The sequence below is a fragment of the Rhodanobacter ginsenosidimutans genome, assembly GCF_042655685.1.
GTDB lineage: Bacteria > Pseudomonadota > Gammaproteobacteria > Xanthomonadales > Rhodanobacteraceae > Rhodanobacter > Rhodanobacter ginsenosidimutans.
In genome coordinates this window covers 1,433,252-1,450,212 of record NZ_JBHSMM010000001.1, presented here as the reverse complement: position 1 = coordinate 1,450,212, position 16,961 = coordinate 1,433,252, and the positions used below count along the sequence as shown (strand labels likewise).

Below are 16,961 nucleotides of genomic sequence, written 5' to 3'. Positions count from 1 at the left end.
TTCGATGCTGATTCATGCCGCGTGCTCCATCGGGAAACCCAACTGCCGCCAGTGACGTTGCCATTGCCGCGTGACCGGGCCCGGCGCCCAGCCCCATGCATCCAGTGACTGTACCGGCACCACGCCGCGCACGCTGGAGCTGAGGAAAACCTCACTGGCGCGCTGCAGGTCAGGTAACCGGATGTCGCGTTCCGTAACGCTTTCGGCGTGGGCCAGGATCTCCGCGCGCGCCACGCCGGCCACGCCGCAGCGCTTCAACGATGGCGTCACCAGTTCGCCATCGATCACGGCAAACAGGTTGGCCATGGTCGCCGAAACCAGCCGGCCGTCACCATCGCGCAACAGGCCCTCGGCGATCGCCGGATCGTTCCACTCCGCGCGGGCCAGCACTTGTTCCAGACGGTTGAGGTGTTTCATGCCTGCCAGTTGCGGTTGTTCGGCCAGCCGCAGCGTGCACAGCCGCGTGCGCACGCCGCGTGCATACACGCCGTCATCCACCGATGGCGGCGGGAAGGCCGCCACGACGCGCGTGGGCGTGGCGGCCGCTGGCGGCGAATAACCGCGTGCGCCCACGCCGCGGGTCCAGGCGATACGCACCACCGCGTGCGCCATGGCGTCACGCACCTGCCGCGACTCGCGCAGAAGCTGTGCGGTATCGGGCAGCGGCAGTTGCAGGCGGCGGCAACTGTCGGCCAGCCGCTGCATGTGCCGAACCCACAAGGGCGCCGTCTCGCCCACGAAGCGGATGCTTTCGAACAGGCCGTCGCCATACGAAAAGCCGCGATCGGTGGCGGACACCACCTCGGACGCAACGCCGTTGACCAGCATGCGGCTCGCCATCAGCCGGCCACGCCCAGCGCGCGCAACAGGCCGCGCGCCTTGGCGCGCGTTTCCTCCAGTTCCAGCGCGGCCACCGAGTCGACCACGATGCCGGCGCCGGCGCGCAGGCTCGCCTGTGTGCCGCTCAAGGTCAGCGTGCGAATCAGGATGTTCAAATCGAGGTCGCCATGTCGATCGAGGTAACCCAGCGCGCCGGTATAGGCGCCGCGTGGTGCGTCTTCCAGGGCGGCGATGATTTCCATGCAACGCACCTTGGGGCAACCCGTGATGGTACCGCCCGGAAAAGTTGCTGCAATCACCTCGCCCGGTGTCACGCCGGCGCGCAGCCGGCCACGCACGTTGGACACGATGTGGTGGACGTGGGCGTAGCTCTCCACCGCCATCAACTCGTCCACCTCGACCGTGCCCGGTATGCAAACGCGACCCAGGTCGTTGCGCTCCAGGTCGATCAGCATGACGTGCTCGGCGCGTTCCTTCGGGTGACCGCTCAATTCGCGGATGCGGGCAGCGTCGTCATCACCGTCGGTGCGTGGCCGCGTGCCGGCGATGGGCCGCGTCTGCGCCTGGCCGTCGCGCACTTCCACCAGTCGCTCGGGCGACGAACTGACCAGCGACCATCCCGGCTGCTGCAGCAGGCCGGCGAAAGGCGCCGGGTTGGCCTGGCGCAAGGCGGCATACAGCGACGCGGCCGCGGGCGGCCTCGCGTAGCGGGCGCGCCACTCGCGCGACAGGTTCACCTGGAAAATGTCGCCGTCACGCAGGTGTTCGTGGATCCGCGCCACGCCGGTGAGAAAGCGTTGCGGGTCGTCTTCTTCGCACGAGGCCGGTAGCGGTGCGGCATCGATCGCCAGCGGTGTGTCGAGATCGGCCTGCATCGCATCGAGCAGCGCCTCGCCGCCGGCTTCCGCCACCAGCGTGGTGCAGCCGAGCTGGTGGTCGACGATGATCGCGGCCGGGCAACGCACGGCCAGTGCCTGCGGCAACAACGACGATCGCTGCAACGACAACGTGGGCTCGATTTGCGCGGCCAGCTCGTAGGCCAGCATCAATACCCAGCCACCGTGGAACGGCAAGTCGTCCGACGGGCTGCCCGGCAACTGTTCGCTTTTCCAGGCGGCATCCAGCGCGTCGAGGAAATGGCCGTCCAGCGCGCGCCCTGCTTCGTCGCGCAGCGAACCGTCGGCGTGCAGGGTCAGGGACTCGCGGGGAAACGCGAACAGGATGTCGTAGCGTGCCTGCCGCGTGCCATGCAGCACGCTTTCAAGCAGGCAGGGATAACGCTGCGGAAAGGCCGCGGCGGGCGCGAGCAGATCGCGCCCGCCGGGCAACAGGCGGCGGAGGCAGGTCACGCTCAGGCGCGACGGAAGACCAGCGAGCCGTTGGTGCCGCCAAAGCCGAACGAGTTGGACATGGCGATGTCGATGCAGGCCTTCTCCGCCTGGTTCGGCACCAGATCCATGCCGAGCGCGGCGACCTCCGGATCGACATCCACCAGGTTCATCGTCGGCGGCAGTACGCCTTCGCGCAGCGCCATGATCGAGAAGATCGCCTCCACACCGCCGGCAGCGCCAAGCAGGTGGCCGGTGACCGATTTGGTGGAGCTGACCGCGAACTTGCCCTTCTGCGTGGCGTGCTCGCCGAAGACGCTGCGGATGGCCTTGGCCTCGCCCAGGTCGCCCACCGGTGTGGACGTGCCATGCGCGTTGACGTACTGCACGTCGGACGGCTGCAGATGCGCGTCATGCAGTGCATTGCGCATGGCCAGCTCGGCGCCATCGCCACTCGGCGAGGTGATGTGGTACGCGTCGCCGCTCATGCCGAAGCCGGTCAGCTCGGCAAGGATGTTGGCGCCACGCGCCTTGGCGAATTCGTATTCCTCGAGCATCAACATGCCTGCGCCGTTGGACAGCAGGAAGCCGTCGCGACCGACGTCCCACGGACGGCTGGCGTGGGTGGGATCGTCGTTGCGGGTGGACATGGCCTTGGCCGAGCAGAAGCCCGCCATCGCCGTGGGCGTGGTGGCGAACTCGGAGCCACCGGCCAGCATGGCGTCGGCATCGCCGTACTGGATCAGCCGCATCGCCATGCCGATGTTGTGCGTGGCCGTGGTGCACGCCGAAACCAGGGCGATATTCGGCCCCTTGATGCCGTGGTAGATCGACAGGTTGCCGGCCACCATGTTGATGATCGAGCTGGGCACGTAGAACGGCGACACCTTGCGCGGGCCCCTCTCGGCCAACTCCAGCGCGGTCGTCTCGATGGTATGCAGGCCGCCGATGCCGGCGCCCGCGGCGATGCCGATGCGGGCGGCGTTCTGCTCGTCGACCACCAGTCCGGACTGGCGCAACGCGTGGGTGCCCGCCACGATGCCGTAGTGGATGAACGGGTCCATCCGCTTGAAGTCCTTGGCGATCGCACGACGCTCGTCGTCCGGCGCATCGGTGCCGGCGAAATAGGCGTCGACCGGATCGAAATCGCGGACCTCGCCCGCAATGCGGGTGGCGTAGGCACTGGCGTCGAAGCTGGTCACGGGACCGATACCGCTGCGGCCTTCGACGATGTTCTGCCAAGCGGTGGCGATGTCGTTGCCGACCGGCGAAATGATGCCCATGCCGGTCACTACCACTCGTCGCTTGCTCATGCTGTTTTCCTTCAAGGTTGCGTGGCGCTGCCCATAATCGGAACAGGCCCGTGCACACCGCGGATATGGCGCCCCTCACCGCAGGCGCGCCTGGCGCACCATACGGGATCGGACGTTACAAAACGCAGAAACGAAAACTGCGCCAGAAGGCGCAGCATTCGCTATCACCACGGGAGCGGCAGGCTCGGGTATCGAACGCCGCCGACCGATGGGATCAAACCCGGATCATTCAATCCTTGGAGTGGGCCTTGATGTAATCGACGGCCTGCTGCACGGTGGTGATCTTCTCGGCTTCCTCGTCGGGAATCTCGGTTTCGAACTCTTCTTCGAGGGCCATCACCAGCTCCACCGTGTCCAGCGAATCTGCGCCCAGATCGTCCACGAACGAAGCATTCGTCGTGACTTCATCCTCTTTCACGCCCAGCTGCTCGATGACGATTTTCTTGACGCGCTCTTCGATGGTGCTCATGTTGCCCATACCTCTCAAGGAGTAGTTGTTTGTCTGTGCCGGCACCGTGCCAGCAAAAGGCCGGCGCATTGTAATGGCTAAGCAGTGATGCCGCCATCGCCGGCTGGTGAAACCACAGCACAGGCCACGATGGCCGGCGCGAAGGGGTAATTGTCGCCTAAAAACCGTCTGCTGGCGACAACCGGTGTGAGAATCCTCACGCCATGTACATGCCGCCGTTGACGTGCAGCGTCTCGCCAGTGATGTAGGCGGCCGCCGGAGAGGCCAGGAAACCCACTGCCTTGGCGATGTCATCGGCCTCGCCGAGACGGCCCAGCGCGATCTGCCCCAGCAGGGCTTCCTTCTGTGCTTCCGGCAAGGCGCGGGTCATGTCGGTGTCGATGAAACCGGGTGCAACCACGTTGACCGTGATGCCGCGGGTGCCGATCTCGCGCGCCAGCGATTTGGAGAACGCGATGATGCCGGCCTTGGCCGCCGCGTAGTTCGACTGGCCCGGATTGCCGGTGAGGCCGATGACCGAGGCGATCGAAATGATGCGGCCCTTGCGCGCCTTCATCATGCCGCGCATCACCGCCTTGGAGGTGCGGTAGACCGAGGTGAGGTTGGTGTCGATGATGGCCTGCCAGTCGTCGTCCTTCATGCGCATCAGCAGCTGGTCGCGGGTGATGCCGGCGTTGTTGACCAGGATCGACACCGCGCCGAATTCCTTGCCGATGGCATCGATCAGGTCTTCGACGGCAGCGCCGTCAGTGACATCCAGCTTGCGACCGTGGCCGCCGTGCGCCGCCAGGCGCTCACCGATCGCCGCGGCGCCCGCGTCGCTGGTGGCGGTGCCGATGACGGTGGCGCCCATCGCCGCCAGTTCATCGGCAATCGCCGCGCCGATGCCGCGGCTGGCGCCGGTAACCAGGGCGATCTCGCCTTGCAGGGACTTGCTCATCGTGTGGAATCCTCAACGTTCGATAACAAAAATCGTGTGCGGCGAATGACGCGTCGAGAGCGCGTTCAAACCCATTCGGCGCGTGCGGCGTCCAGCTCGGCGGGGGTGCCGATGGCGCGTGCCTCCAGCGTCTTGTCGATGCGCCGGATCAGGCCGGCCAGCACCTTGCCGGGGCCGCATTCGGCGATGCGCGTGGCGCCGCCGGCAGCCAGTGCCTGCACGCATTCGGTCCAGCGCACGGGCAGATACAGCTGGCGCTGCAGCGCGCCGCAGATGTCCTCGACGGTGTCATAGCTGCGCGCCTCGGCGTTCTGGATCACCGGGATCGACGGCAACTGCCATGCGATCGAGGCCATGCGCTCACCCAGGCGATCGGCGGCGTCGCGCATCAGCCCGCAATGCGACGGCACCGACACGGCCAGCTTGATGGTTTTTTTCACACCCAGCTCAGCCAGCTTCGCCAGGGCGCGATCGACCGCCTCCGCATGGCCGGCGATCACCAGCTGGCCGGGCGAATTGAAGTTGGCCGGCGCCACCACCTGCCCTTGCGCCACTTCATCGCACACCGCGGCGATCTGCGCATCGTCGCCACCCAGGATCGCCGCCATCGCGCCGACGCCAGCCGGGACGGCCGCCTGCATCAGCCGGCCGCGTTCGGCCACCAGCGCCGCCGCGTCATGCAGCGACAACGCGCCGGCGCACACCAGCGCGCTGTATTCGCCCAAGCTGTGACCGGCGAGCTGCGCCGGCTGCGCGCCGCCCAGCGCCTGCCATACCCGCCACACCGCCACGCTGGCAGCCAGCAACGCCGGCTGGGTGTTCTCGGTGCTGTTGAGCTGATCTTCGGGGCCCTGCGCGCTCAGTTTCCACAGATCGATGGCCGCGCCCTGCGAGGCTTCGTCGAACGTCGCGCGCACTTGCGGATGCGCCTCGGCGAGGTCAGCCAGCATGCCTACGGACTGCGAGCCCTGACCGGGAAATACGAAAGCGAGCGAAGGGGAAATCGAACTCATGATGCGCGAACCATCGATGGAAAAACGGCATGGTGCCATGCCGGGCTATCCGTGCGCAGCGGTATCGGATCATCCTGCCCGATATGACGATGCCGCCTCAGCGGCGGCATCGATTCAAACGAACCCAGTCAGCAAGCGTGCCGGAATCAGTAACGCAACAGCGCCGACGCCCAGGTAAAACCGCCGCCGAACGCTTCCAGCAACAGGTTCTGGCCACGCTGCACCTTGCCCGAACGCACGGCGTAATCGAGCGCCAGCGGCACCGAACCGGACGAGGTGTTGGCGTGCTTGTCGACCGTCACGACGACCCGGTCCATCGACATGCTCAGCCGCTTGGCGGTGGCCTCGATGATGCGCAGGTTGGCTTGGTGCGGGATCAGCCAGTCGATCTGCGATTCCACCATGCCGGCGGCCTCGAGCGTTTCGCCGACCAGCGCGTCGAGCGTTTTCACCGCAACCTTGAACACCTCGCGGCCGGCCATGTTGATACGCACGCCGTGGTTGGGTTCGTCCTTGAAACCGGCCGACACGCCCACCGGGTTGTACAGCAGCTCCTTGAAGCCGCCGTCGGCGTGCAGGCAGGTGGCGTAAATCCCCGGCTCGCTGGAAGCCTCCAGCACCACGGCGCCGGCGCCATCGCCGAACAGAACGCAGGTCTGGCGGTCGCTCCAGTCGACCATGCGCGTCAGCGTCTCGGCGCCGATCACCAGCACCTTTTTCGATTGCCCGCTGCGGATGAACTTGTCGGCCACGCCCAGCGCATAGACGAAGCCCGAACAGGCCGCGTTGACGTCGAACGCGGCGCAACCGTTGGCGCCCAGCCGGTGCTGCACCAGGCAGGCGGTGGACGGGAAAATGATGTCCGGCGTGGTGGTGCCCAGCACGATCAGGTCCAGCTCGGACGCCTTGACGCCCGCCGCCTCCAGCGCGTTCTGCGCGGCCCGGAAGGCGAGGTCGCCGGTGGTCTCGCCATCGGCGGCGATGTGCCGCTGGCGGATGCCGGTGCGGCTGTGGATCCACTCGTCGCTGGTGTCGACGATCTTTTCCAGGTCGACATTGGTGACCACTCGCTCCGGCAAGGCGCTGCCGGTGGCGATGATGCGGGAATATATCTGCGGCATTCGGCTATCCATCCCATGACTGCAAAGGATTCGGTCGGCTGGGCGGCGACACGACATCGCCACGTTACGTTTCAGCCGCCGGGAACGCAAAACGGCGCGTCACCGCGCCGTTTGCCTGGGGTCGTGACTACCGGAACCTCGGGCCCCGGAACACGCGGTCAATCTTCGACCGACACCGCACCCTTGGTTTCGATGACTTTCTTGCCGCGATAGTAGCCGTCCTTGGTGACGTGGTGGCGCAGATGCACCTCGCCGCTGGTCGGATCTGTGGACAGCTGCACGGTCTTCAACGAGTCGTGCGAACGACGCATGCCGCGGGTGGACGGGGTACGGCGGCTCTTGGCAACTGCCATGGTAGTTCTCCAGCTAAAGCAATGATTTGCTAGGTATGTTCTGAATCGGTATGGACCGGATCACTGACCCGGCCCGATGGTTATTTCTTCAGCTCGCGCAATACCGCGAACGGGTTTCCAGAATGCCCTTCGCCGGAATCCTCTTCGACGTCATGGCCTGTCACTTCGTCGGGCAGGCTGCTGTCCGGGTTGACCGGTACCAGCGGCAGCGCCAACAACAATTCGTCCTCAATCACGTCCGCCGGATTCAGCCGCCCATCCTCGGGCACCAGCAGCGCCTCGTAGTCCGGTGGCAACCCGGCCTCGTCGCGCTCGTGCCTGATCAGGCCCAGCCGCGTGTCCACGACCACCGGCAGCACGAACGGTTCAAGCGTGCGCTGGCAGGTCAGGGTAAGCCGGGCCTGCGCCCGTACAGCGACGTAATCCGTTCCGAGGCTGTCGCGTCCGAAATCCAGCTCGAATTGCACCAACCCGTCGGTGCCGGCCAGCGCCTCGCTGAGGCGCGACAGGGTCGCGATGGGGAGTGTTCCTTCGAACGAACGCCGCGCCGAAACCACGCGCCAAGCGTCCAGGGACTCTGGCAGTGTCACGGACATAGTCGCGGAATGGTAGGTTTGAACCCGATCGAAGTCAACCGGCACGCCACAACGGCCGGCTGGCCGGGGTCGGCCATTCGCCCATTTTGCCTGATCCGCCCACGATACGGCAGACTGAGGCCTTTCGACCCCGTGTCGCCTGGATGCGCACCTTGAATGTCTACCTGACGCTCGGCGCCGCCGCGTTGCTGGCGCTACTTGTTGCCGCGACAGGCTGGCTGTTGCTGCGCCGCCCGGGCCGCGCTGAAAGCCTCACCAGCCTGCTCGACCTGGCCGACCGGCTGGAGAGCGACCTCAAGACCTGCCGCAGCGGCTTGCAGCAGGCCTACGCCGTGATGTCGATCAACCCCGACCTGCCGGCCGCGGGCGAGGAAGACGCACAGCACGCGATCGACGCCGGCCTGCGCGCCCTGCTGCAGCAGCGGCTGTGGATCCGCGACCGCCTGCCCCACGCCAAGGCGCATGAAGTCGACGAGGCACGCAACTCGCTGCTGAGTGCGCGCGAGCGCCTGCGTCCGCTGCTGCAGGCGTTGAACCAGGCCCAGACCGACCTGGACAGCGCCATGCGCGACCACATCCGCCGCGATCCCGACGCATGACCGACACGGCGGCCCGATTGGTACTCGCGTCCACCTCGCGTTACCGCGCCGAACTGCTGCGCCGGCTGGGCGTGGATTTCGAGCCCTGCGCCCCCGGCACCGATGAAGCGCCCGTGGCCGGTGAAAAACCACACGCGCGCGCGCTGCGGCTGGCCATCGCCAAGGCCGAGGCGGCGGCCGGCACGCGACGCGACGCGGTGGTCATCGGATCGGACCAGGTAGCCGAGCTGGACGGAACGCTGCTGGACAAGCCCGGCACAGCGTCGCGTGCACGCGAGCAACTGCTGGCCAGCTCGGGCCGTCAGGTGGATTTCCATACTGCCGTCTGCGTGCTGGATACCCGCGATGGCCACCGGCACGTGCACGTCGATCTCACCCGGGTGCGCTTCCGTCCGTTGCGGGACGAGGAAATCGCCCGCTATATCGAGCGCGAGCAACCGCTCGACTGCGCGGGCAGTTTCAAGTGCGAGGGCCTGGGCATCAGCCTGTTCGAGGGCATCGACAGCAGCGATCCCAGCGCGTTGATCGGCCTGCCGCTGATCGCCGTGGCCCGGTTGTTGCGCAACTGCGGCGTCGCCCTGCCCTAGGCGCCTGCCGGGCGCGCGGCAAATTGCGGCACGGTCGCTGGACGGTTCCGACTCGGCATGGGTAAGGTCACACTACCCTTCCCGCATCGACAGCCCATGCCAGCCACCACGCCGCTTCGTGATTCCTCCCTGCAGCAGCGGCTGGACGCCGCCATCGCCCAGGTCAACCAGGTCCTGCTCGGAAAAGCTCGGCAGGTGAAGCTGGCGTTTGCCTGCCTGATCGCCGGCGGCCACCTGCTGCTGGAAGACGTGCCTGGCGTAGGCAAGACCACGCTGGCGCACGCGCTGGCGGCGACCTTCGCGCTGGAGTTCCAGCGGGTGCAGTTCACCAGCGACCTGCTGCCCTCGGACATCATCGGCGTCAGCGTGTATGAGCGCGAAACCGGCCAGTTCCGCTTTCATCCGGGTCCGATCTTCACCGGCCTGCTGCTGGCCGACGAGATCAACCGCGCCAGCCCCAAGACGCAAAGCGCGCTGCTCGAAGCGATGGCCGAGGACCAAGTCACCGTCGACGGCCAGACGCACGCGCTGGCCCAGCCATTCTTCGTGGTGGCCACGCAGAACCCGCTCGATCTCAACGGCACCTTCCCGCTGCCCGATTCGCAACTGGACCGCTTCATGCTGCGGCTGTCGCTGGATTATCCGGACGCGGCGGCCGAACGCGCGCTGCTGACCGGCAGCGATCGACGCGACCTGTTGGCGCAACTGACACCGCAACTCGACGGCGCGGCCCTGGCCGCATTGCATCAGCAGGCGCAATCGATCACCGCCAGCGCGGCCCTGCTCGATTATCTGCAGGCCCTGCTCACGGCCAGCCGCCGTCATCCGGACATTCGCGCGGGGCTCTCGCCACGCGCGGGGTTGGCGTTGCTTGCGGCGGCACGGGCGTGGGCCTTGCTGAGTGGTCGAACCCACGTGCTGCCCGAGGACGTGCAGGCCTTGTTCGTGCCCCTGGCGGCACATCGGCTGCTGCCCGTACGCGGCGCCAACGGCGAAACGCTGGCGCGCCAGCTGCTGGCCGAGGTGGCGGTGGATTGATGGCTCCGCTGCTGCAGCGCGCGCAACTACTGGCCGAGCGCCGGCTGCCGTCCCTCACCCGCTATCGCAGGGCCGAAAAGCTGCCGATCGAATTGCACCGGCGGCGCATCTACATCGTACCGACCGGTTTCGGCCTGGGCTTTTCGGTGTTGCTGCTGGTGATGCTGGTGGGCGCGCTCAACTACGCCAACAACGCCGCCCTGTTGCTGACCTGCCTGCTGGGCGCGGCCAGCGCCGCCAGCATGCTGGTGGCGTTTCGCGATCTCGATGGACTGCGGCTGGGCCATATCCGTGCCGGCCATGCCGTGGCGGGCCAACCGATCGAGCTCACGCTCGCTTTCGATTCATCACGCGTGCGCCAGGCGATCCGGGTGGAACTCGGCCGGGATGCCACTGCCTTCGCGATCGAGGCCGGTGCGGTCGTGCACCTGAAATTGATGATGCCGACAACGCGGCGCGGCTGGCAGCCGCTGGCACGCCTGCGGGTCTGGAGCAGCTGGCCGCTGGGGCTGTTTCGCGCATGGAGCTGGCTGCATCCGGAGCAGGCCGTGCTGGTGTGGCCACGCCCGGAAGAGGCCGGCCCGCCACCGGTCGCACCGGCCGAGGATGCGCGGCACATGCGCCTGCTGCAGGGTGACGAGCTGGCGGCACTGCGCGAGTACCGCGTGGGCGACCCACAGCGCCACGTCGCCTGGAAAGCCAGCGCGCGCCACGACAACCTGCTGGTGAAGGATTTCGAGCGGGCGCAAAACCGCCCGCAATGGCAACTGGACTGGCGCCGGCTCGACGGGCTCGACGCTGAATCACGCATTTCCCGGCTGGCCCGCTGGGTCAACGAGGCACAGGCGCAACAGCGCCATTTCAGCCTGTGGCTGCCCGGCAACATCATCGCCAACGGCAGCGGACCGGAGCATTACGCCCACTGCATGAACGCCCTGGCGCAACTACCATGAAACGCGCGCCAGGCCCGAAAGCCACCATCGATGCACCCATCGACAACCGCGCCTTCGACCTGCTGAGCGGCACGCTCGCCCTGGTCCTGGCGCTGCATGCGTCGCATCTGCCGTGGTGGCTGAGTGCAGCGCTGGCATTGATACTCGGCTGGCGATGGTGGCAGCGGCGGCGGCAAACCGGCCGGGTGCCGGCCTGGCTGAAGTTGCCGATGCTGGTGTTGCTGACCCTGGTGGTGATTGCCTGGTACGGCAGCATCTTCGGCCGCGAACCGGGCACTGCACTGGCGGTAGGCCTGCTGGTGCTGAAACTGCTGGAGAGCGAAACCGAACGTGATGCGCGCGTGGGCATCAGCTTCGCCTGCTTTGCGCTGATGGTTGCCCTGCTGTTCGACCAGGGCCTGATCGCCACCCTCGTGGTGGCGCTGGGCCTGTTGCCGGCATTGGCCACCTTGCGCGCGCTGCAACCGGCGCGCCTGCCCGCCAGTGTGCGCGGCACCGTGATGTCCAACCTGGGGTTGTTGTTCGCCGCGCTGCCACTGGCGCTGCTGGCGTTTCTGCTGGTGCCGCGGTTGAGCACGCCGTTGTGGGGTGCGCCTTCGCCGCGCCAGGCGACCACCGGCCTCAGCGACAGCATGACGCCGGGAAACTTCACCGAGCTGCTTACCGACGACCGGCCCGCTATGCGGGTGAGTTTTGACGGACCGCCGCCGGCCGCCGATCTGCGCTATTTTCGCGCCTACGTGATGGGCTACTACGACGGTCGCGGCTGGCACCGCCGGCCACCCGATCCGCGTGAAGCCGTCGCCTCGATCGAGGCCGGCACGACAGTCAGCTACCGGATCACACTGCAGCCCACCCGCCAACGAGTACTGCCAACCCTGGACGTACCGCTGCAGGCGCCGGCGCAGTCGCAGATGCAACCCGAGCGCGAAGTGCTTGCGGACAAGGCCGTGACCGAGGCGATCAGCTACGCCGGCACGTCGGCGTCGCGATACCGGCTGCAAGCCGTGCTCGACCCCGCATCACGACAACGCGGCCTGCAGCTTCCGGCGGGATTCAATCCGCGCACCCATGCCCTGGCAACGCAATGGCGCCAGCGCTTCGGCAACGACGATGCGGCGATCGTGCAGGCGGCGCTGGCACTGTTCCACGATGGCGGTTTTCGCTACACCCTGGCGCCCGCCCCGCTGGGCCGCGACTCCATCGACGACTTCCTGTTTTCCACGCAGGAGGGTTTCTGCGAGCACTACGCGTCGTCTTTCACCGTGCTGATGCGCGCCGCCGGCATTCCCGCGCGGGTGGTCACCGGTTACCAGGGCGGCTACTGGAACAAGCTGGCCGACTACCTGCTGGTGCGCAATTCGGATGCGCATGCATGGAGCGAGGTGTGGCTGGCCGGGCGTGGCTGGATTCGCGTCGATCCCACCGCGGCCGTGCGGCCAGAGCGCGTGACCCTGGGCGCGGCCGCGGCGGCCGGCGATCAACGTGACTGGTACCGCAACGACTGGTTGCAGGACGTGCGCAACCGCTGGGACATTGTCAACCGATGGTGGGATCAGGCCGTTGTGGGTTTCGATGCCTTGCGCCAGCGGGGCTTGCTGACGCCTTTCGGCATACGCGACACGGATACCGGGATGCTCGGCCTGCTGCTGGCGATCAGCAGCGTGCTGTTTGTAGCCCTAGGGTTGGGCTGGGCGCTATGGCGGCGTGAAGCGCGCGATCAGCTGCGCGCCGCCATGCACCGGCTTGAAAACAAGCTGGCGCGTCGCGAGATCACGCGGCGTTCCAGCGAAGGGCCGCAGCATTATTTGAGCCGCGCCGCGAGAGCCTTGCCCGCGCAGCGCCATGAACTGGAAGCACTGATGAATCTGTATCTGTCATTGCGTTATGCCCAGGACCATCCACCGACTGAATCCGTGCGGGCGTTTTCTGTTGCCGTACGGGAATTCCGCCCCCTCGACGTGGTCAAATGAGCATCGAAGTGATCGCGCACGCCATCGCCCCTGCCGGAGAAACCGTCATGTCCCCCTATCGCCCGCTTGCCCTCGTCGCGGCTATCGCCCTGCTGGGCGGCTGCGCCACCATTCCGCAACCGCTGCAGGGCACCTATTCCAGCGTCAGCACCGCGGCTGCCCAACAGGGCGGTGCCGGCGGCACGCATGTGCGCTGGGGTGGCGAAATCATCAAGACCGAGCCGGGCCCGCAGCAGACCTGCTTCTACCTGTTGTCCCGCCCACTCGACGATCAGGCACGCCCGAAGGCTGGTGTCGAAGGTGAAAACCAGGGCCGTTTCGTCGCCTGCCGCAACGGCTTCTATGACCCCGAGGTATTCACCCGCGGTCGCGAGCTGACAGTAACCGGCACGCTGCACGGCATCGTGTCGCAGAAGGTCGGCGAATTCGATTACGCCTACCCCCGGGTGGAGGCCGACGTGGTCTACCTGTGGCCGAAACGGGTCGCGCCGCAGCGTTACGGACCAGGGTTCTACGACCCGTTCTGGGGCCCGGGCTTTGGCCGCTATTACGGCCCCGGCTTCGGCGGCTACGGTTGGGGCAACCCTTACTGGAACCAGCCACGGGTGATCATCGTGCGGCCTCCGCACCAGCATCCGCCACGCGGGAAATAACAGGCCCCAAAGAAAACGCCGGCTTCGTGCCGGCGTTTTCGTATTGCCATGCCGTATAGCCGGCTCAGCCCGGGGGCCACGCCAGGCGACGGCCAGCCAGCAAATGGACATGCAGATGGAATACCGTCTGCCCGCCATCGTCGTTGCAATTGATCACCGTTCGATAACCCTGCTCGGCAACCCCTTCCTGGCGCGCGTAATCAGCGCAGGCAAGCAACAGCTTGCCCAGCAGCGTCGCATCGCCCGGCTCGGCGTCGTTCAAGGTGGCCATCGGCCGCTTCGGGATGAACAGCACGTGGATCGGCGCCTGCGGATTGACGTCCCTGAAACCCAGCACATCGTCATCTTCGTAGACGATATCCGCGGGGATTTCGCGGCGGATGATCTTGCTGAAAATCGTGTCGCTCATGGTGCTTTCCCTTTAGTCACTCAACGATCTGTCGACGGCCAAACGCATGTGCGAGGGTGCCGCGGTCGACGAATTCAAGTTCACCACCCAGCGGCACGCCATGCGCCAACCGGGTCGGACGGATACCGCCGGCGCGTGCCAGTTGCGCCAGGTAATGCGCCGTGGCCTCACCCTCGACGGTGGGGTTGGTGGCGATGATCATCTCCTCGATCTCGCCCTCGCCCAGGCGCTGGGTGAGCAGCCCCAGGCCCAGCTCCTCCGGGCCGAGCCCGTCCAGCGGCGACAACCGCCCCATCAGCACGAAGTATTGGCCGCGATACCCGGTCGCCTGCTCGATCGCCGCCACGTCCACCGGCGACTCCACCACGCACAGCACCTGGCGGTCACGACTGCTGTTGGCGCACAGCGCGCACAGCGGGTCTTCGCTGAAATTGCGGCAGCGATTGCAATGCCCGATGCGCTGCATCGCCTGCTCCAGCGCCGCCGCCAGTTTCAGCCCGCGCTCGCGATCGCGCTCCAGCAAATGGAAGGCCATCCGCTGCGCACTCTTGCCACCCACGCCAGGCAGGCAGCGCAGTGCTTCGATGAGGTCGGCGAGGAGGGGGGAGCTGCTCATGGGGTATCCGGGAATGGGGAATCGGGAATGGGGAATCGGAACGTCAAGAGCATCCGCTTTTACCCATTCCCGATTCCCTATTCCCCATTCCCTGCATCAAAACGGCATCTTGAAACCAGGCGGCAAGCTCATGCCCGCCGTGACGCCGCCGAGCCGATCCTTGCTGGCCTGCGCCACCTTGTTCACCGCGTCGTTGACCGCGGCGGCGACGAGGTCTTCGGCCATTTCCGGGTCATCAGCGAAGGTTTGGCGGTCGATCTGCACGCGGCGTACTTCGTGCGCGCCGGTCATCACCACGCTGACCAGGCCGCCGCCGGCACTGCCGGTGACTTCCAGTTTGGCCAATTCTTCCTGCGCGCGCTTCATGTCTTCCTGCATGCGCTGGGCCTGCTGCATCAGCTGGCCGATCTGTCCTCTCATGGCATTACTCCGCTCTTCAGTCAGGATCGACTGTCAACTATGGGCTTGATCGATTGCGGCACCACCTTGGCGCCGAAATCGCGTTTCAATGATTGCACCAGCGGATCACCCTCGATCGCCTGTTCGGCGGCCGACTGCGCCATGTCACGCGCATGGGCGGCCCGTGCCGCGGGTGTCTCCACGGCCGCATCCGCGCTGCTGCCGACGAAGCGCAGGCGGATGTGTTCGCCCAGCGCCTGGCCGATCCGCTCCTCCATCTGGCTGACCATCGGCTCGACCGCCAGATGCATGTGCACCGGCTGCAATGCCAGCACCAGGGTTTGCCCTTCGCGTTCACGCAGCACGGCGTTCTGCGCCAGCAAGCCCAGCGGGCCGCGCAAGCCCGCCTGGGCAATCAAGGCCTCCCACACCGGCAAGCCGTTGGCATCGCGCGGCATCGGTGCGGACGGCGCGGGTGCCACCGGCGGTGGCGGCGACGACACCGCGGCATTGCGCGGCGGCGATGGAACCGTGGCGGGAGGTACGGGAGTGGCGCGGTGTTCCGTCCGAGCCGGTGCCGGCCTGGGCGCTGGCACGGGTGCCGGAGTGTGGCTGTTCGAACGCTCCGTGCCTGTGGGCGACGCATCCCCCGGCCGGAACGCCAGCATGCGCAACAACGCCATCTCGAAGCCGGTGCGCGCATCCGGCGCCAGCGCCAGATCGCGGCGACCCGAGGTGGCGATCTGGTAATAAAGCTGCACATCTTCCGGCGCCATGCGCTCGGCGAGCGCCGGTAACGCCTGGTCGTCGTCACTGCCCTCTTCCGCCCGGTAACCGGGAATCAGCTGGATCAGCTGCACGCGATGAAGCACGCTGGCCAGATCGTCCAGCACGCTGCCGAAATCCGGCGAATACGAAGCGATCTGCGTGGCTTCGGCCAGGAGACGCTCACCGTCGCCCGCGGCCAGCGCATCGAGCACGCCCAATACCTGGCCGCGCGCCACGCTGCCCAGCATGGTCCGCACGTCGTCGCCACGCAGCGCACCGCCGCCATAGGCGATTGCCTGGTCGAGCAGCGACAGCCCGTCGCGCAACGAGCCATCGGCGGCACGCGCCAGCTCACCGATGGCGGCTTCCTCGTACGTCAGGTTCTCGGCGCCCAGGATATGCCGCATCTGGCCGGAGATCTGATCCGGCAGCAGGCGCTTCAGGTTGAACTTCAGGCAGCGCGACAACACCGTCACCGGCAGTTTCTGCGGGTCGGTGGTGGCGAGCAGGAATTTCACGTGCGGCGGCGGCTCCTCCAGCGTCTTCAGCAACGCGTTGAACGCGTTCTTCGACAGCATGTGCACCTCGTCGACCAGGTACACCTTGAAGCGGCCTCGCGAGGGTGCGTACTGCGCGTTTTCGATCAACTCGCGCACGTCGTCGACGCCGGTGTTGCTGGCCGCATCGATCTCCAGCAGATCCACGAAGCGGCCTTCGTCCACCGCCGTGCACACCGAACACTCGCCACACGGATCGGCCGACTGCCCGCGCTCGCAGTTCAATGATTTGGCGAAGATGCGCGCGATCGTGGTCTTGCCCACGCCCCGCGTGCCGGTGAACAGGTAGGCATGGTGCATGCGTCCGGTATCGAGCGCATTGGTGAGTGCGCGCACCACGTGTTCCTGCCCCACCAGTTCGGAAAATTTACGGGGGCGCCACTTGCGTGCGAGTACCTGATAAGACATGGCAACCAACGTTGGGGCAAAGGTCGAT

General features: G+C 66.7%; 19 protein-coding genes. 6 read left to right on the top strand and 13 right to left on the bottom strand.

Going from position 1 to position 16,961, the window contains the following annotated elements; translation table 11 throughout:
• Positions 1 to 12: 12 nt before the first annotated feature.
• The 9 genes from pabC to ACFPK0_RS06240 all read right to left on the bottom strand — a co-directional run bounded on the left by pabC (position 13) and on the right by ACFPK0_RS06240 (position 7,973).
• Positions 13 to 840 (bottom strand): aminodeoxychorismate lyase, encoded by an 828-nt coding sequence (gene pabC, locus ACFPK0_RS06280; protein ID WP_377339154.1) that lies wholly within the window; start codon positions 838 to 840, stop codon positions 13 to 15.
• Complete coding sequence (locus tag ACFPK0_RS06275; RefSeq protein ID WP_377339151.1) at positions 840 to 2,189, bottom strand: aminodeoxychorismate synthase component I; 1,350 nt, start codon at positions 2,187 to 2,189, stop codon at positions 840 to 842. The genes pabC and ACFPK0_RS06275 overlap by 1 nt, the downstream gene beginning before the upstream one ends.
• Before the next feature lie 2 nt (positions 2,190 to 2,191).
• The gene (gene fabF, locus ACFPK0_RS06270; RefSeq protein ID WP_377339149.1) at positions 2,192 to 3,481 is read right to left on the bottom strand and encodes a beta-ketoacyl-ACP synthase II; all 1,290 of its coding nucleotides are present in this window, start codon (positions 3,479 to 3,481) and stop codon (positions 2,192 to 2,194) included.
• A 229-nt stretch (positions 3,482 to 3,710) separates the two neighbouring features.
• The gene (acpP, locus tag ACFPK0_RS06265; protein WP_007081788.1) at positions 3,711 to 3,950 is read right to left on the bottom strand and encodes an acyl carrier protein; all 240 of its coding nucleotides are present in this window, start codon (positions 3,948 to 3,950) and stop codon (positions 3,711 to 3,713) included.
• A 196-nt stretch (positions 3,951 to 4,146) separates the two neighbouring features.
• Positions 4,147 to 4,890, bottom strand: a complete 744-nt coding sequence (gene fabG, locus ACFPK0_RS06260) for a 3-oxoacyl-ACP reductase FabG (protein ID WP_377339147.1) — start codon at positions 4,888 to 4,890, stop codon at positions 4,147 to 4,149.
• Positions 4,891 to 4,955: 65 nt separating this feature from the next.
• On the bottom strand, positions 4,956 to 5,903 hold the full coding sequence (fabD, locus tag ACFPK0_RS06255) for an ACP S-malonyltransferase (protein ID WP_377339145.1): 948 nt from the start codon (positions 5,901 to 5,903) through the stop codon (positions 4,956 to 4,958).
• A gap of 146 nt (positions 5,904 to 6,049) precedes the next feature.
• Positions 6,050 to 7,024, bottom strand: coding sequence for a beta-ketoacyl-ACP synthase III (locus ACFPK0_RS06250; RefSeq protein WP_056604668.1), 975 nt, complete (start codon positions 7,022 to 7,024; stop codon positions 6,050 to 6,052).
• Between the two features lie 158 nt (positions 7,025 to 7,182).
• The gene (gene rpmF, locus ACFPK0_RS06245; RefSeq protein ID WP_007081784.1) at positions 7,183 to 7,377 is read right to left on the bottom strand and encodes a 50S ribosomal protein L32; all 195 of its coding nucleotides are present in this window, start codon (positions 7,375 to 7,377) and stop codon (positions 7,183 to 7,185) included.
• Between the two features lie 80 nt (positions 7,378 to 7,457).
• Positions 7,458 to 7,973, bottom strand: a complete 516-nt coding sequence (locus ACFPK0_RS06240) for a YceD family protein (RefSeq protein WP_377339141.1) — start codon at positions 7,971 to 7,973, stop codon at positions 7,458 to 7,460.
• 152 nt (positions 7,974 to 8,125) lie between these two features.
• Here ACFPK0_RS06240 and ACFPK0_RS06235 point away from each other — a divergent pair, with 152 nt between their 5' ends.
• From ACFPK0_RS06235 to ACFPK0_RS06210, 6 genes are all read left to right on the top strand, one after another.
• Entirely contained in the window at positions 8,126 to 8,572 is a 447-nt protein-coding gene (locus tag ACFPK0_RS06235) for a hypothetical protein (protein ID WP_056081047.1), read from the top strand.
• The gene (locus ACFPK0_RS06230; RefSeq protein ID WP_377339138.1) at positions 8,569 to 9,159 is read left to right on the top strand and encodes a Maf family protein; all 591 of its coding nucleotides are present in this window, start codon (positions 8,569 to 8,571) and stop codon (positions 9,157 to 9,159) included. Before ACFPK0_RS06235 ends, ACFPK0_RS06230 begins: the two co-directional genes overlap by 4 nt.
• 96 nt (positions 9,160 to 9,255) lie before the next feature.
• Entirely contained in the window at positions 9,256 to 10,197 is a 942-nt protein-coding gene (locus ACFPK0_RS06225) for an AAA family ATPase (RefSeq protein WP_056604675.1), read from the top strand.
• Complete coding sequence (locus ACFPK0_RS06220; RefSeq protein WP_377339135.1) at positions 10,197 to 11,150, top strand: DUF58 domain-containing protein; 954 nt, start codon at positions 10,197 to 10,199, stop codon at positions 11,148 to 11,150. The genes ACFPK0_RS06225 and ACFPK0_RS06220 overlap by 1 nt, the downstream gene beginning before the upstream one ends.
• The gene (locus tag ACFPK0_RS06215; protein WP_377339133.1) at positions 11,147 to 13,123 is read left to right on the top strand and encodes a transglutaminase TgpA family protein; all 1,977 of its coding nucleotides are present in this window, start codon (positions 11,147 to 11,149) and stop codon (positions 13,121 to 13,123) included. Before ACFPK0_RS06220 ends, ACFPK0_RS06215 begins: the two co-directional genes overlap by 4 nt.
• 47 nt (positions 13,124 to 13,170) lie before the next feature.
• The gene (locus ACFPK0_RS06210) at positions 13,171 to 13,776 is read left to right on the top strand and encodes a Slp family lipoprotein (RefSeq protein ID WP_056081050.1); all 606 of its coding nucleotides are present in this window, start codon (positions 13,171 to 13,173) and stop codon (positions 13,774 to 13,776) included.
• A 64-nt stretch (positions 13,777 to 13,840) separates the two neighbouring features.
• On the opposite strand, the gene ACFPK0_RS06205 is transcribed toward ACFPK0_RS06210, so the two are convergent.
• From ACFPK0_RS06205 to dnaX, 4 genes are all read right to left on the bottom strand, one after another.
• Positions 13,841 to 14,185 carry a histidine triad nucleotide-binding protein gene (locus tag ACFPK0_RS06205; protein ID WP_056080280.1) on the bottom strand — a complete coding sequence of 115 codons (345 nt, stop codon included), beginning with the start codon at positions 14,183 to 14,185 and terminating at the stop codon, positions 13,841 to 13,843.
• Positions 14,186 to 14,201: 16 nt separating this feature from the next.
• Positions 14,202 to 14,801 (bottom strand): recombination mediator RecR, encoded by a 600-nt coding sequence (gene recR / locus ACFPK0_RS06200; RefSeq protein WP_056080282.1) that lies wholly within the window; start codon positions 14,799 to 14,801, stop codon positions 14,202 to 14,204.
• Positions 14,802 to 14,897: 96 nt separating this feature from the next.
• Positions 14,898 to 15,221, bottom strand: a complete 324-nt coding sequence (locus tag ACFPK0_RS06195; protein WP_056080285.1) for a YbaB/EbfC family nucleoid-associated protein — start codon at positions 15,219 to 15,221, stop codon at positions 14,898 to 14,900.
• Between the two features lie 20 nt (positions 15,222 to 15,241).
• Positions 15,242 to 16,933 (bottom strand): DNA polymerase III subunit gamma/tau, encoded by a 1,692-nt coding sequence (gene dnaX / locus ACFPK0_RS06190; protein WP_056080288.1) that lies wholly within the window; start codon positions 16,931 to 16,933, stop codon positions 15,242 to 15,244.
• Positions 16,934 to 16,961: the final 28 nt, after the last annotated feature.

Excerpts from the sequence above, each read along its gene's own strand:
- acpP (WP_007081788.1), bottom strand. The coding sequence starts at position 3,950 with ATGAGCACCATCGAAGAGCGCGTCAAGAAAATCGTCATCGAGCAGCTG.
- fabG (WP_377339147.1), bottom strand. The coding sequence starts at position 4,890 with ATGAGCAAGTCCCTGCAAGGCGAGATCGCCCTGGTTACCGGCGCCAGC.
- pabC (WP_377339154.1), bottom strand. The coding sequence starts at position 840 with ATGGCGAGCCGCATGCTGGTCAACGGCGTTGCGTCCGAGGTGGTGTCC.
- recR (WP_056080282.1), bottom strand. The coding sequence starts at position 14,801 with ATGAGCAGCTCCCCCCTCCTCGCCGACCTCATCGAAGCACTGCGCTGC.
- ACFPK0_RS06240 (WP_377339141.1), bottom strand. The coding sequence starts at position 7,973 with ATGTCCGTGACACTGCCAGAGTCCCTGGACGCTTGGCGCGTGGTTTCG.
- ACFPK0_RS06210 (WP_056081050.1), top strand. The coding sequence starts at position 13,171 with ATGTCCCCCTATCGCCCGCTTGCCCTCGTCGCGGCTATCGCCCTGCTG.
- ACFPK0_RS06220 (WP_377339135.1), top strand. The coding sequence starts at position 10,197 with ATGGCTCCGCTGCTGCAGCGCGCGCAACTACTGGCCGAGCGCCGGCTG.
- fabF (WP_377339149.1), bottom strand. The coding sequence starts at position 3,481 with ATGAGCAAGCGACGAGTGGTAGTGACCGGCATGGGCATCATTTCGCCG.
- ACFPK0_RS06195 (WP_056080285.1), bottom strand. The coding sequence starts at position 15,221 with ATGAGAGGACAGATCGGCCAGCTGATGCAGCAGGCCCAGCGCATGCAG.
- rpmF (WP_007081784.1), bottom strand. The coding sequence starts at position 7,377 with ATGGCAGTTGCCAAGAGCCGCCGTACCCCGTCCACCCGCGGCATGCGT.
- ACFPK0_RS06250 (WP_056604668.1), bottom strand. The coding sequence starts at position 7,024 with ATGCCGCAGATATATTCCCGCATCATCGCCACCGGCAGCGCCTTGCCG.
- ACFPK0_RS06230 (WP_377339138.1), top strand. The coding sequence starts at position 8,569 with ATGACCGACACGGCGGCCCGATTGGTACTCGCGTCCACCTCGCGTTAC.
- ACFPK0_RS06225 (WP_056604675.1), top strand. The coding sequence starts at position 9,256 with ATGCCAGCCACCACGCCGCTTCGTGATTCCTCCCTGCAGCAGCGGCTG.
- ACFPK0_RS06205 (WP_056080280.1), bottom strand. The coding sequence starts at position 14,185 with ATGAGCGACACGATTTTCAGCAAGATCATCCGCCGCGAAATCCCCGCG.
- fabD (WP_377339145.1), bottom strand. The coding sequence starts at position 5,903 with ATGAGTTCGATTTCCCCTTCGCTCGCTTTCGTATTTCCCGGTCAGGGC.
- dnaX (WP_056080288.1), bottom strand. The coding sequence starts at position 16,933 with ATGTCTTATCAGGTACTCGCACGCAAGTGGCGCCCCCGTAAATTTTCC.
- ACFPK0_RS06215 (WP_377339133.1), top strand. The coding sequence starts at position 11,147 with ATGAAACGCGCGCCAGGCCCGAAAGCCACCATCGATGCACCCATCGAC.